General features: G+C 43.4%; 11 protein-coding genes. 8 read left to right on the plus strand and 3 right to left on the minus strand.

Going from position 1 to position 13,896, the window contains the following annotated elements; genetic code table 11:
* Positions 1–65: 65 nt before the first annotated feature.
* Positions 66–1,280, minus strand: coding sequence for a glucose-1-phosphate adenylyltransferase (locus BN1234_RS06445; RefSeq protein WP_054955836.1), 1,215 nt, complete (start codon positions 1,278–1,280; stop codon positions 66–68).
* A gap of 188 nt (positions 1,281–1,468) precedes the next feature.
* Here BN1234_RS06445 and glgB point away from each other — a divergent pair, with 188 nt between their 5' ends.
* Together glgB and glgA are read left to right on the plus strand one after the other, a co-directional pair.
* On the plus strand, positions 1,469–3,511 hold the full coding sequence (gene glgB, locus BN1234_RS06450; RefSeq protein ID WP_054955837.1) for a 1,4-alpha-glucan branching protein GlgB: 2,043 nt from the start codon (positions 1,469–1,471) through the stop codon (positions 3,509–3,511).
* Complete coding sequence (glgA, locus tag BN1234_RS06455; RefSeq protein ID WP_054955838.1) at positions 3,508–4,938, plus strand: glycogen synthase GlgA; 1,431 nt, start codon at positions 3,508–3,510, stop codon at positions 4,936–4,938. The genes glgB and glgA overlap by 4 nt, the downstream gene beginning before the upstream one ends.
* Positions 4,939–5,020: 82 nt before the next feature.
* Here glgA and BN1234_RS06460 read toward each other — a convergent pair whose 3' ends face one another.
* Positions 5,021–6,775, minus strand: coding sequence for an alpha-glycosidase (locus tag BN1234_RS06460; RefSeq protein ID WP_054955839.1), 1,755 nt, complete (start codon positions 6,773–6,775; stop codon positions 5,021–5,023).
* Positions 6,776–7,203: 428 nt separating this feature from the next.
* Here BN1234_RS06460 and BN1234_RS06465 point away from each other — a divergent pair, with 428 nt between their 5' ends.
* The 3 genes from BN1234_RS06465 to BN1234_RS06475 all read left to right on the plus strand — a co-directional run bounded on the left by BN1234_RS06465 (position 7,204) and on the right by BN1234_RS06475 (position 10,195).
* Entirely contained in the window at positions 7,204–8,646 is a 1,443-nt protein-coding gene (locus tag BN1234_RS06465; protein ID WP_054955840.1) for an ABC transporter substrate-binding protein/permease, read from the plus strand.
* Complete coding sequence (locus tag BN1234_RS06470) at positions 8,633–9,355, plus strand: amino acid ABC transporter ATP-binding protein (RefSeq protein ID WP_054955841.1); 723 nt, start codon at positions 8,633–8,635, stop codon at positions 9,353–9,355. Before BN1234_RS06465 ends, BN1234_RS06470 begins: the two co-directional genes overlap by 14 nt.
* A gap of 156 nt (positions 9,356–9,511) precedes the next feature.
* Positions 9,512–10,195: a 3D domain-containing protein gene (locus tag BN1234_RS06475; RefSeq protein WP_156337160.1), complete on the plus strand. Its 684-nt coding sequence runs from the start codon at positions 9,512–9,514 to the stop codon at positions 10,193–10,195.
* 48 nt (positions 10,196–10,243) lie between these two features.
* Here BN1234_RS06475 and BN1234_RS06480 read toward each other — a convergent pair whose 3' ends face one another.
* Positions 10,244–11,086 (minus strand): polysaccharide deacetylase family protein, encoded by an 843-nt coding sequence (locus BN1234_RS06480; RefSeq protein ID WP_054955842.1) that lies wholly within the window; start codon positions 11,084–11,086, stop codon positions 10,244–10,246.
* A 150-nt stretch (positions 11,087–11,236) separates the two neighbouring features.
* Here BN1234_RS06480 and BN1234_RS06485 point away from each other — a divergent pair, with 150 nt between their 5' ends.
* The 3 genes from BN1234_RS06485 to BN1234_RS06495 all read left to right on the plus strand — a co-directional run.
* Positions 11,237–12,262, plus strand: a complete 1,026-nt coding sequence (locus BN1234_RS06485; protein WP_054955843.1) for an NADH:flavin oxidoreductase/NADH oxidase — start codon at positions 11,237–11,239, stop codon at positions 12,260–12,262.
* Between the two features lie 146 nt (positions 12,263–12,408).
* On the plus strand, positions 12,409–13,104 hold the full coding sequence (locus tag BN1234_RS06490) for a dihydroorotate dehydrogenase electron transfer subunit (protein WP_054955844.1): 696 nt from the start codon (positions 12,409–12,411) through the stop codon (positions 13,102–13,104).
* The coding region (locus BN1234_RS06495) for a dihydroorotate dehydrogenase (RefSeq protein WP_054955845.1) at positions 13,097–13,896 on the plus strand (800 nt) is incomplete at its 3' end. The genes BN1234_RS06490 and BN1234_RS06495, both read left to right, overlap by 8 nt.

The raw sequence follows: 13,896 nt of genomic DNA on the forward strand, positions 1-13,896 counted from the left end.
AAGGTAATAATAAATAAAGAGCGGTCCGTTAAGAACGGATCGCTCTTTTAGTACAGAATTTTGGTTTATGATGAAGATACATTGGCACGTAGACGGCCTTTTTCATAAACATCCTGCAGCAGTCGGGAAGGGTGGGTACGCAGGCTTGGTTTTGGCATAACCGTTTCATTAGGTCCGACCACAACAATCTGGTCAGGTGAGCCTTTGACTACCGCACCGTCTTTAATAACAGCACCTTCACCAATGATTGCATGCTCAATATGAACGCTTCTGCCTATTTTAACATTTGGCATAACAACGCTGTCTTTAATAACGGAGTGCTTTCCGACCTCAGCTCCGCAAAAGACAACGGATTTCTTCGCTTTACCATCGAAAGAACATGTATCATGAATGAGGCAATCCATGTGATCGGTATGGTGGGTGCGACTTGTTGTTAGTTTTGTACGCCATGGACGTGAAAACATTGGCCATTCTTCTTTTTCAAGAACAAGTTCCGTTTGATTCAAGACATCCATATGTGCTTCCCATAGACTTTCTACTGTACCTACATCCCGCCAGTATCCCTGGAACCGGTATGCATACAAAGGATCATTTCCTTCCAGCATCTTAGGAATAATATCATGACCGAAATCATGACTGGAATTTTCATCAGCAGCATCCATTACCAAGTGCTGCTTCAGATAATTCCAACGGAATAAGTAAATGCCCATCGATGCCAAATTGCTTTCAGGCTTCTTGGGCTTTTCGGCAAATTCAGTGATTTTAAGGTCGTCATTCACGCTCATGACACCAAAACGACTCGCTTCTTCCCATGGAACTTCCATAACAGATATTGTTGCTGAAGCCCCTTGTTCGATATGAGCATCAAGCATCTTTCTGTAATTCATATGATAAATATGGTCACCCGACAAAACCAGTACATGCTCTGGGTCTTGCTCATCAATGTAATCCATATTTTTGTAAATGGCGTCTGCGGTGCCAAGATACTGTTTCATTTCTGTATTGTAAGAGGGGAGTAAGGCGATACCATTATTGTTAGAGTTAGTTAGTCCCCATGGTTCTCCTTCGCCTATATGATCATGTAGTGACTCAGCTTCATATTGCGTAAGGACTCCAACCGTATCGATTCCTGAATTTACACAATTGCTGAGAGGAAAATCTATAATACGATAGTGACCGCCGAATGGGACAGCCGGTTTAGCTATCTTTGACGTTAGAGGAGCCAATCGTTTTCCTTCTCCTCCTGCCAAAAGCATAGCAATGCATTCTTTTTTCTTCATCAGGTTTCCCTCCCGAGTATTTTTCATCTGTAACTAATACATAAACCTCATATACAGAATCTGAAACGATTATATTGAAATATAAATTTGGAAATTATAATTATGATTTTCATGATCATTTTTATTTTCAAAATGGCTACAATGGGGTAATGATTAGAATAATGTATATTTAAAGCAGGTGATAAGATATGTTAAAAAGAGAGATTCTGGAAGGTAATATTACTACTGAAGATGTGTATCTGTTTCATGAAGGTAAGTCCTACCACAGCTATCGCTGGATGGGAGCCCATCCTTCGATTGAGAATGGCAAGAAAGGCGTGCGTTTCACCGTCTGGGCACCTCATGCGCAGCATGTAGGCCTGGCAGGTGACTGGAACGGTTGGGATGGGTCGAATGATGATGATTCATTACATAAGATACCCGATTCGGGCATTTGGAGTCGTTTTTTTCCGGATATGAAAGTAGGAACTTTATACAAATATCACATCACGGGACCTTATCACGAAAAATTCCTTAAAGCAGATCCTTATGCTTTTCAAGCCGAGGTTAGACCTGCAACCGCATCAGTAATAGCCGATCTGTCTGGCTACCGCTGGAATGACGGTGCATGGAATCGTAAAGTGAAGACACCTTATAAGAAGCCGGTAAATATTTATGAAATGCATTTTGGTACTTGGCGCCAAAAGGAAGACGGGACATTTTACACATACAGGGAAATGGCTGATTTACTGATTCCGTACTTATTGGAAATGAGCTATACGCATGTGGAATTTATGCCGCTCGCCGAACACCCGTATGATTTATCCTGGGGTTATCAAGGAACTGGTTTTTTTGCGTTAACCAGCCGTTACGGTTCTCCTCATGATTTCATGTATTTAGTAGACCAGCTTCACCAGTCTGGCATAGGTGTGATCCTGGACTGGGTGCCGGCTCATTTTGCGAAGGATGCCCATGGTCTCAGACAATTTGACGGTGCACCGCTGTATGAGTATGAGGATGTCCAAAAAGCTGAAAAGCCGGGCTGGGGAACACTTTCTTTTGATTATTCCAAACCTGAGGTTCGTTCATTCCTCATCTCTAACGCTATTTTCTGGATGGAAACCTTCCACATTGATGGTCTGCGTGTGGATGCAGTTACGAGCATGATTCGTCTTGATTTTGAAAAGCATGAATCCCAATTCACCCGTAATGAGCATGGCGGACTTGAAAACCTTGAGGCGATATCTTTTCTGCAGGAGCTTAATACAGCGATTTTTGGATACTATCCAAATGCGTTAATGATGGCGGAAGAGTCAAGTGCTTGGCCTGGAGTAACCTTTCCTGTACATGAGGGAGGACTTGGCTTTAACTACAAATGGAATATGGGCTGGATGAATGACACGCTTTCTTACATAGAAGAAGATTTTGAGGGTCGTCCTTCCAAACATAACTTACTTACGTTTCCGATCTGTTATGCTTATTCGGAAAATTTCACACTGCCTCTATCACATGATGAGGTCGTTCACGGGAAAAAGTCATTGCTGAGTAAAATGCCGGGAAGTTATGAACAAAAGTTCGCTGGCTTAAGAATATTACTCGGTTATCAAATGACTCAACCCGGAAAGAAACTCTTGTTCATGGGAGGGGAATTTGGGCAATTCATCGAGTGGAAGGACCAAGAGCAATTAGATTGGCTGCTGCTGGATTATGAATCACATCGTAAAGCACTTGCTTATACAGCGGCGTTAAATCGATTGTATGTAGAACAAAAGGCTCTATGGGAAGAAGACCATAGCATGGATGGATTCCAGTGGTTAAGTGCCCATGATACGACTCAAAGTGTTGTTTCTTATATGCGTAAAGGCAAGAAACCGGGAGATACCTTGATTATCGTTATTAACTTCCAGCCGCACCATCATGTAAATTACCGCATTGGAATGCCTAAGCCTGGACAGTACGAGGAAATATTTAATTCGGACCGGCAGGAATTTGGCGGGGAAGGCAGAACGAATGATGGAATTCTGAGAACAGAAAAGAAAACGTGGCATGACCAGCAGCAGAGCCTCGAAGTTATCTTGCCGCCATTAAGCATGATTGTTTTAAAGAAAAAGCCGCCTCGGTCACGTAAATCGACTCAGGTGACACCAATTCATTCGGATTCGATTAAAGCTTCCGGTACGAGTCGTAAGAGTAAAGAACCGAAAGCGGCGGCTAAGCCTAAAAAGAGAACAGGGGAGAGAAAAAAGAAATGAAGTTATTATACGCTGCAGCAGAATGCGTTCCTTTTTTGAAGACCGGCGGGTTGGCCGATGTCATCGGTGCACTGCCCAAAGCGTTGCAGCAATCAGGAGCAGACATTCGAGTTGTAATGCCGAAATATAAAAATATACCTGAAGAATTCAAAAGCCGGATGGAGCATATTGGTGAGACCAGAGTACAGGTAGGTTGGAGACAGCAATTTTGCGGAGTAGAGAAGCTTGTTGAGAATGGGGTGACCCATTATTTTATCGACAACGAATATTACTTCGGCAGAGATGGTGCCTATGGGTATATGGATGATGGTGAAAGGTTTTCATTCCTCAATCGAGCTGTTCTGGACATCTTACCTTTAATCGATTTCCAGCCGGATGTCATTCACTGTCATGATTGGCATACAGGTATGGTTCCGCTGCTGCTTGAAGGGAATTATCGTCAGGATCCATTCTACCGAAATATCAGAACGGTGTTTACGATCCATAATCTGTTGTATCAAGGGGTATTCCCTTATGAGGTACTTGTTGATTTGCTGGGCATTCACAGCCGATATTTCACACCGGAAGGTGTAGAATATTTCGGGAACGTGAATTTCCTTAAAGCAGGGATTGTGTTTGCCGATCATGTGACAACCGTCAGTCCGACTTACGCACGTGAAATCCAAACCTCTTATTACGGATACGGTCTGGACGGCTTGTTAGCTTCCTTAGGTGATCGTTTGAGCGGGATTGTAAACGGAATTGATACGAGGAGTTATAACCCGGCGACTGATTCATCATTAGCTGTAAAATACCGGACTAGTTTGAGCAAAAAATCACAGAATAAAATGGAGCTTCAGAAAGAGCTGAATTTACCTGTAGATGCAAAAATACCGATGATGTCGATGGTGACGCGTCTCGTTGATTCCAAAGGTCTGGATCTGGTCATTCGTGTGCTGGACGAATTGCTTTACTATCAAGATATACAGTTTGTCCTGCTGGGCACAGGGGATCCGGCGTATGAGCACTGGTTCCGCGAGGCAGCGAATCGGTACCCGAATAAAATGTCAGCTCAGATTTGGTTTAGTGAGCCGCTGTCACGCCGTATATATGCTGCAAGCGATATGTTCCTTATGCCTTCGAAGTTTGAACCGTGCGGGATTAGTCAGTTGATTGCGCTTCGTTACGGAAGCATACCGATTGTAAGAGAAACCGGCGGTTTAAATGATACAGTACAGGCGTATAATGAGTTTACCGGAGAGGGTAACGGATTTACCTTTACCAACTATAATGCGCACGATATGATGAACACGATTAAACGAGCCATTTCATTCTATAGTGAACCAGAACACTGGTGCCGCGTGACAAAAAATGCGTTTTCCGGTGATTACAGCTGGAACGTATCAGCAGGCGAGTATATGAATATTTACCATAAGATTTTATTGTAAAATATAGAAAAAACAGCTGTCCAAAAGTAGTGAAATCTACTACTGGACAGCTGTTTTCTTTGAATAATATTATTATTGCTGCTTACGTTTCTGACTCTAAGCTGCGGCAAATAATACGGTATCCATATGGATCGAGCTTTATATGCATCACGCCGTCTTGAGGCGTAACCTTTTCGTTCGATAAAGCATCATGCCAATCCGTTGTAACGATGGGGTGAGAGAGGGTCTGAGGGCTATCTGTATTGTTCATCCAGATGATGAAATGCACCTTATCGTCAACCCGTTCATACACAATGCATGGATCATTTGCTTCAGCTTTTAAGAATCGGAATCGGCCTACTTGTAGAGCTTTGTGTTTTTTTCTTAAACCAATCATGAGCTTATAGAAGTCGAATAATTCCTTGTCTTGTTTCACCGGGTTCCATTCCATACACTGACGGCAATCGGGGTCTCCTCCGCCCATAAGTCCAACTTCATCACCATAAAAAATACAAGGAGTCCCTATAAATGTGAATAAAAACACAACCGGTAATTTCATTCTTCTTCGATCCCCGCCTACTCGGGACAGGAGGCGAGGAGTATCATGACTGCACAGCATATTAAAAATGACCTCGTTGATTTGCTGAGGATATCTCATTAGCAGTGAATCGATATTATTGGCAAAGGTAAGGCCATCCATGCCGCCATTGAAGAAATCCAGAACTTTATCTGCAAACGGGTAGTTCATGACTGAATCAAACTGGTCACCCATTAGCCAGGTTAGCGAGTCAGACCACACCTCACCGACGATATAAGCATCGGGGTTGGCGTCTTTAACAATCTTTCTGAAATCCCGCCAAAAGGTCTGATCGATCTCGTTAGCCACATCCAAGCGCCAGCCATCCAGTTTGATTTCTTTGATCCAGTATTCTGCTACATCCAGTAAGTATTGTTTTACTTCCCGATTGGATGTGTTTAACTTCGGCATGTTGGCAAAAAATCCGAAGGTGGCGTAGGGTGGCACTCCGTCCTCAGTATTCCATGGATTTTCATTTATATGAAACCAATCCGCATATTTCGATTGGTGTCCATGCTTTTTCACATCCTGAAACGGCAGGAATTGCTCGCTGCAGTGATTGAATACGGCATCAAGCATGACGCGGATTCCTTTTTCATGACATGCTTCAACCACTTTTTTTAGGAGCTCATTATCTCCAAAATGAGGGTCAACCTGTTTGTAATCGACGATATCGTATTTATGATTGGAAGGAGATACGAAGAGCGGGGTAAAATAAATAGCGTTGATTCCTAAATCAAGCAGATAATCCAGGTGGTCTAGAACGCCTTGAAGGTCTCCGCCGAAGAAATTATCATAGGCAGGTGTTCCACCCCACGGCTCTGTATGCTCCGGATCGTTAGACGGATCACCATTCGCAAACCGTTCAGGCATGATCTGATAAAATACAGCTTCTTTTGCCCAGTCCGGCACGGTGGGAACATCGATTTTATTGAGATAAGGGAATTCAAAATATCCGCCAGGCGGATAAGGATAGTCCCTGCTAATACCGCTGTCGGTCATATAGACAGTCTCATCACCGGAGTGGAGGCGGAATCCGTATGACAGTCGTTTATATTTAGGCTTAACGCTGCACTCCCAATAATCGAACAATTCATCGGAAGCTGCCTTTTCCATGGTGATTTCAAAGTATGTCTTGTCCCAGTCATATTTATCGCCTGTCATGGCTATGACTGTGTCCACATCGTCTCGCTTTGTACGAATTCTAAGATGTATATTGCGGGCATCATATGCATAAGCCCATTTGTCACGTGGAACGTGGTAGAGTGCTTCTAACAGCATGGCTGCACCTCCTGTGTAAAGTATTGGTAGGTATTTAATAAACAACCAACCAGGGTACGAATCAATTAGCAACACGTTAAATGTATAGGAAATTGTATATAATAACATAAAAATACATTTTTTCTTCCTTATAATGTCATTGCTAGTCATCGCGAAATGCAAATATAAATATATAAATCATTATTTTTATCACATAAAATGGAAAGTGTGTTATAAGAGAAGTATAAAATATCAAATGGTTATCACCATCAAAGTCTTATGGTTAAGTGATCATTATTTGACCATTGTATTAATAATTGAAGTGGGTAGGTAAAGGCAGGGATCAGGTAAATTAATGAAAAACCGTTGCATATTCATGCAAAAGGATTTATAATGACTCAATCGAAACTATATTTTGAGGAATGAAGATAAGGGGAGAAACAAGGGTTATGAAGAGAAAAATATCGACTTGGATGCTTCTCTGTATGGTTATACTGTTGTCTTTTGGCAGTATTGCAGGTGCAGAAGGAGAGAAGAAGACGGTCATCCTCGGCACCAGTGCCGATTATGCGCCGTATGAATTCCATAAGACCATTGACGGTGTGGATACGATTGTTGGATTTGATATTGAGATTGCCAAAGAGATTGCTAAAGATATGGGAGCAGAACTTATTATAAAGGATACTTCCTTTGATGCGCTCCTTCCTGAATTAACAAGCGGACGGATTGACTTTGTTATTTCAGGAATGAATCCAACGGAAGAACGGAGAAAAAGCATCGATTTCTCTATTCCATATTACAGGGCAGAACAAGCTATTGTGGTTCGAAAAGAAGACAAAGACAAGTATAACACAGTGGAGCAGCTGAAAGGTGCTAAGTTCGGTGTCCAGAAGTCTTCAATCCAAGAGAGAATCGCACAGGGTATACCGGATGCAGAAGTTGTTTCCCTGGACAAAATCCCCGACTTACTGATGCAGCTTGACACGGGACGGGTCGATGTGGTCATTGCCGAATATCCGATCGCAAAAGCTAATATTGATGAAGAGTCGATGGTTATCACGGATGCCAAGCCTAAGAGCGAGAACGATGAATATGCTGTTGGTGTCAAAAAAGGAAACGAAGAACTTCTCAACAGCATTAATGCTACCCTTGAACGTCTCAAGGAGAATGATAAAATACAGCAATTTGTCGATGAAGCAGGAGATCTTGCTGCAGATCGGGTGAAGGACAATCTGAATACGTTTGAATATTTCTGGAAGTACAAGGATTATTACGCTAAAGGCGTACAATATACTTTGCTGATCTCTGCACTTGGCGTTTTGTTCGGTTTTATACTGGGTCTGTTCATTGCTTTAATGCGTATGTCAGGAAATGCGATTTTGAAATTCATTGCTACAGCGTATATCGAAATTATGCGCGGCACACCAATGCTCGTGCAATTGTTCATCATTCATTACAGCTTGGCAGCGTTTGATATCAAATTTACTCCGATTCAATCCGGTATCCTGACGCTCTCTTTAAACAGTGCTGCTTACCTGGCTGAAATATTCCGTGCAGGGATTCAGGGTGTTGACCGCGGCCAGCTTGAAGCCGCGCGTTCACTGGGAATGACCAAGAGACAGGCGATGCGCCATATCATTTTACCGCAGGCTCTTAAAGGTGTTCTGCCTGCCATCGGTAATGAATTTATCGTCATTATTAAAGAGTCTTCAATCGTTTCGTTTATCGGGGTTATGGACATTATGTACCAGGCTCAAATTTTACGAGGAAGCACATATGCTGCATTAAATCCGCTTCTCGTAGCTGCTGTAATTTACTTTATTCTGACATTCGTTCTTTCGAAATTGCTGGGTGTCTTTGAAAGGAAGTTGAGTGCAAGTGATAACCGTTAAGGATCTTCATAAATCGTTCGGCAAGAATGAAATTTTAAAAGGAATCGACGTGGAAATTGCGAAAGGCGAAGTGGTTGTCGTCATCGGACCAAGCGGTTCAGGTAAAAGTACATTCCTTCGTTGTCTGAATCTGCTTGAACAACCGACAAGCGGTGAGATTTTATTTGAGGGTGAGACGATTACAGCCAAGAATCATAACATCAATGCTACCCGTGAAAAAATGGGCATGGTGTTTCAGCAGTTCAATCTATTCCCTCACAAAACGGTGATGGATAACATCACATTGGCACCGATTCAGGTTCAAGGTAAATCCGTGAAAGAAGCAGTACAAATCGCCGAGAAGCTGTTAAAATCCGTCGGGCTGCTGGATAAAAAGGATGCCTATCCATCCCAGCTCTCCGGAGGACAGAAGCAGCGGATTGCTATTGCCAGGGCACTTGCGATGCAGCCGCATGTTATGCTGTTTGATGAGCCGACATCTGCACTCGATCCGGAAATGGTTGGAGAAGTGCTGGAGGTCATGAAGGGGCTGGCTCTTGACGGTATGACCATGGTTATTGTCACACATGAAATGGGCTTTGCCCGCGAGGTGGGCGACCGTATATTGTTCGTGGACGGAGGGAAAGTAGTTGAGGATGGAACGCCTGAACAAATCTTTACTAACCCTCAGCATCCGCGGACACAAGAGTTTTTAAGTAAAGTTTTGTAATCTTTTTAGAGATAAAATAAGTGCGCGTAACAGCGGCTCTGGTGCCTAATAAGGCCTGCCAGGGCCGCTTTTTTATGTTAATCCCATCATTTTCATAAAGAAAAGGTTACAAGATTGTGATATATTCGTAACCGTTAGTGAGGGGGATTTAAAAAAATGAAACAATACTTGAAATCAAAAATGAATGGCAAGCTTAAATCTATGAAGCTCTTGACTGCTGCTGCATTAGCATTCGGATTGACATTCGGTGGAGCAGCTGCAGCTCCAGTAGAAGCGGCAAGCTCGACACATGTCGCGAAAAAGGGAGACACGTTTTATAGTCTTTCTAAGAAGTACAAAGTGAATTTGAACAAGCTCATGAAAGCCAATTCTAAAATTAAACCAACAAATATATATCCGGGTCTGAAAATTAAAATTCCGGGTGCAACGACAGTGAAATCAGCATCTAAAGGAATGGTTCCAAGTCTAAATGTCTATTCCAATAAGAAAGTAGTGGAAGCTTGGGGTAAAACCTTTAATTATAAAAAGACTTTATCCATGAAAGCATCGGCATATTCTGCTTCAGCGAGTGAGAATGGGAAATGGGGCGCAGTGGACTATTACGGTAATCCGCTGAAGCTGGGTACCATCGCTGTAGACCCGAAAGTCATTCCACTGGGAACCAAAGTATTGGTTACGGGTCATTCGCACCCTGGACTGCCTAAGAAAGCTTTCGTAGCTGTTGCAAGAGATATCGGAGGAGCCATTAAAGGGAATAAAATAGACATCTTTATTCCAGGCTCGCAAAAATCGGTAAGAACATTTGGTATCCAAAATGTGAAGCTGTTTGTTCTTAAATAATATCAAAGAAGACGGCGGTGTTTAGCTCTCAAGCTGACACCGCCGTCTTTATATTCCTTCAGGTACACCCAGCATATCCGGGAGCGTTACGAATGTGTATCCTTTAGCTCTAAGCTCAGAGATAATTTCAGGCAGCGCATTAATGCTACCTTGCAGATCAGTGCCCACTCCGCCGCCGCCATGCTGAAGAATAATGGCACCCGGGCCGACAGTTGATAATATATTTCTCTTCACTTGTTCTTTGGAAAGTCCTTTCCAGTCCAGTGAATCTACATTCCAGTTTACGATTTTATAATTATTTTTCCTTGCCCAGCGCAGCTGTTCTTCATTGATTTCTCCGTAAGGAGGACGAAGGAGTCGGGGCCTTAGCCCGGTAATGGATTTAATTATTCGATTGGTTCGCTCTATCTGATCTATAAATTCATTCAGAGTCAGCTTGTTGAACAACGCATGATTGTATGAGTGGTTGCCGACGGCGTGCCCTTCACGTTTGATACGCTCCAAAATGTGGGGGTGCTTTTTGGCTCTGTTTCCTACGGCGAAAAAGGTCGCTTTTACCCCTTTTTGTTTGAGTATGTTGAGTATCTGTGGGGTAAAACGCGGGTCAGGAACATCGTCAAAAGTTAACGCAACCTGCTTAAGGCGAGGTCCTCTGACCCGAAAAGTTTCCGGATATTTTTTGATCAGCTGACTAAGAGTAAGCGCTGCGGGAGGATTGCTTTTCTCATCCTCAGTCTGTTGAAGCTGAGAGCTCTTGGACGAATGATTTTGATTTTGAGAGAAGGAGCTTGTGTGTGGAACGACGGGACTTACCACAGGTAAGAGTTCTGTTTGTGGGAGCACCAGCGCGATAAGTATCAAAGCCCATGAACGGGCATGGTTTAACATCATTCTTCAACTCCTTATCTTTTAATTTGGTATACCCATCTATATCCTGATTTATCCATGGAGGTTTATTTGAGGAGATTTTTTCGTTTTATGCAGGATAAGTGTATAATAGGCCATGGGAAAATCATTTGAGTAGGGAAGGAATGTGATCATTTGGCTGATTTATTTACACCTTATAATTTTAAGAACATGACACTCAAGAACAGAATCGTGATGCCTCCAATGTGTCAATATTCCGTTCAGGCAGAGGATGGTATCCCGAATGATTGGCATTATGTCCATTATGTAAGCAGATCCGTAGGAGGTACGGGTCTTATTATTATTGAAATGACAGGAATTCATCCAGACGGACGAATTACCAATCAGGATACAGGGCTATGGCAGGATGAGCAAATTCCGGCTTTTCGGAAGATTGTTGACGGAGTACATTCATATGGAAGCAAAATTGGTATCCAGCTTGGTCATGCAGGACGGAAAGCTCAGGATGCCGATCCATCCGTAGCTCCTTCGGCACTTGCATTCAGTTCGCATTATAAAATACCGCGCACACTCTCTGGCAGTGAAATAGAAGAATTAATACTAGCCTTTAAAGAAAGCGCTCGCAGAGCGGTTGAAGCCGGTTTTGATACCATTGAAATTCATGGTGCGCACGGGTATCTGATTCATCAATTTCATTCGCCTCTGACCAACCAGCGAGAAGATGAATATGGCCAGGATTTGGCGCTGTTTGGTGAAAGAGTAGTAAAGGCCGTTAAGGAAGTGCTTCCGGAAGGCATGCCACTTATCATGCGTGTGTCAGCCCAGGAATATGTAGACGGCGGATATGACGTCGAATACTGTGCTAAGATTAGGGAGCGGTACAGAGACGCCGGAGTTGATATTTTTCATATAACGTCCGGCGGTGAGGGTCCGATTGGATCTGATGGTGGCCCTAAGGCACAGCCGGGTTATCAGGTTCATCTGGCCGAATCTTTTAAACAAATGCTTAAGGTACCGGTCATCGCTGTGGGCTTGCTTGATGATTATGAAGTGGCACAAGAGGTTATCCTGTCCGGAAAAGCTGATCTTGTTGCTGTCGGAAGAGGGATGCTCCGTGATCCGTATTGGGCTGCTCATGCTTCAAAAGCACTGGATGCCGAACAGAAAGTAATCAAGCAATATGAACGTGGCTACAAGTAAATAACTAATATTGAAATGAGAAGGTCCGGCGAGCTATACCGGGCCTTTTTACTATTTTGTGGGTATGTGAATAGAATCACAGACGCTGTATCAATTTACGGGCAAAGTTAATAGGATTAGACAAAAGCAGGAGGTCTGACTAGACGATGGCAACCGTGATATCGAACAAAAAAATAACAGAAGGAATCGGCCTGCTGGAAGTGGAAAGCACTCTTGGGGGAAGACCGGGACAGTTCTATATGCTTAGAGCATGGAACCATTATCCGTTACTATCACGTCCGATCAGCATTTATGATGCCGATGATAACAGTGTTCGCTTTTTATACCAGGTTGTCGGTGAAGGAACAAAACGTTTCCTTGAACTAAAACCGGGTGATGACATCCATATCGAAGGCCCCTTTGGAAACGGGTTTCCTGATGTATCGGGTAGTGTAGCATTAGTAGGTGGAGGAATTGGGATAGCGCCTTTTTACTACTTCGCAAAAACCTTATCCCATGCAGATTTGTATCTCGGTTTTAGCAAAGAGCCTTATCTGGTTGAAGATTACCGTCAGGTAAGCAGAGAGCTGTATGTTCAGGTGGGTGGAAGCATACTGGAGCAAGTTGATTTTGAAAAATACGATACGGTAATTGCCTGTGGTCCTCACGGCATGCTGAAGGCTGTACAGCAAATGCAGGAGAAGATTGGACGCGCTAACCATGTGTATGTCTCTTTAGAGAACAAGATGGCTTGCGGAATCGGCGCTTGTCTCGTTTGCAGTGTAAAGTGTAAGAATAGCCGGAAAAAAGCATGCACCGACGGCCCTGTATTTCCTGTGGAGGAGGTTTTATTCCATGATTGATATGAGCTGCAAAATTGCAGGTGTTCATTTTAAAAATCCGGTTGTTATGGCATCGGGTACTTTTGGTTTCGGACGTGAATATGGGAAGCTTTATAATATTGAGAATTTAGGCGGAATATGCGGTAAAGGGTTGACGCTGCTCCCGAAAGAGGGAAATGCAGGTAACCGGATGTGGGAGACTCCCTCAGGAATGCTGAATAGCATTGGTTTGGAAAATCCGGGAATTCAATCGTTTCTGGAAGATGAATGTCCGTTCTGGGAGACACTTGACACGGTTCGGATTGCTAACCTCGGCGGAGGCTGCATTGAAGATTATGTTGCAGGTGCAATGCAGATTCAGGCAGACGAAGACAAGCGGCGTTCGCAAGGACGCTCTGCCATTGATATGATTGAATTGAATATTTCCTGTCCTAATGTAAAAGAAGGCGGTATGGCATTCGGTATTCAAACGGAAGAAGCCCGAAGAGTGGTACGTGCTGTCCGGGACGTTGTATCTATGCCGCTTATCATCAAATTGTCTCCAGGTGCAGAGAGACTCGCCGAAATGGCACATATGTGTGAGTCAGAGGGAGCGGACGCTGTTTCATTAATCAATACTATTTCAGCCATGAAAATTGATATACGAAAGAGAAGAAGCGCATTCCGCCACGGCTATGCCGGCTTGTCAGGGCCTGCAATTAAACCGATTGCTCTCCGTATGGTGCATCAAGTAGCCCAGGCCGTAGAAATACCTATCATCGGAATCGGCGGCATTTCTTCTGGGGAAGATATTATGGAGTTTATAATGGCGGG

The organism is Paenibacillus dakarensis (assembly GCF_001373415.1).
Taxonomy (GTDB): domain Bacteria; phylum Bacillota; class Bacilli; order Paenibacillales; family Paenibacillaceae; genus Paenibacillus_AQ; species Paenibacillus_AQ dakarensis.

Excerpts from the sequence above, each read along its gene's own strand:
- BN1234_RS06475 (WP_156337160.1), top strand. The coding sequence starts at position 9,512 with ATGAAACAATACTTGAAATCAAAAATGAATGGCAAGCTTAAATCTATG.
- BN1234_RS06480 (WP_054955842.1), bottom strand. The coding sequence starts at position 11,086 with ATGATGTTAAACCATGCCCGTTCATGGGCTTTGATACTTATCGCGCTG.
- BN1234_RS06465 (WP_054955840.1), top strand. The coding sequence starts at position 7,204 with ATGAAGAGAAAAATATCGACTTGGATGCTTCTCTGTATGGTTATACTG.
- glgB (WP_054955837.1), top strand. The coding sequence starts at position 1,469 with ATGTTAAAAAGAGAGATTCTGGAAGGTAATATTACTACTGAAGATGTG.
- BN1234_RS06490 (WP_054955844.1), top strand. The coding sequence starts at position 12,409 with ATGGCAACCGTGATATCGAACAAAAAAATAACAGAAGGAATCGGCCTG.
- BN1234_RS06445 (WP_054955836.1), bottom strand. The coding sequence starts at position 1,280 with ATGAAGAAAAAAGAATGCATTGCTATGCTTTTGGCAGGAGGAGAAGGA.
- glgA (WP_054955838.1), top strand. The coding sequence starts at position 3,508 with ATGAAGTTATTATACGCTGCAGCAGAATGCGTTCCTTTTTTGAAGACC.
- BN1234_RS06460 (WP_054955839.1), bottom strand. The coding sequence starts at position 6,775 with ATGCTGTTAGAAGCACTCTACCACGTTCCACGTGACAAATGGGCTTAT.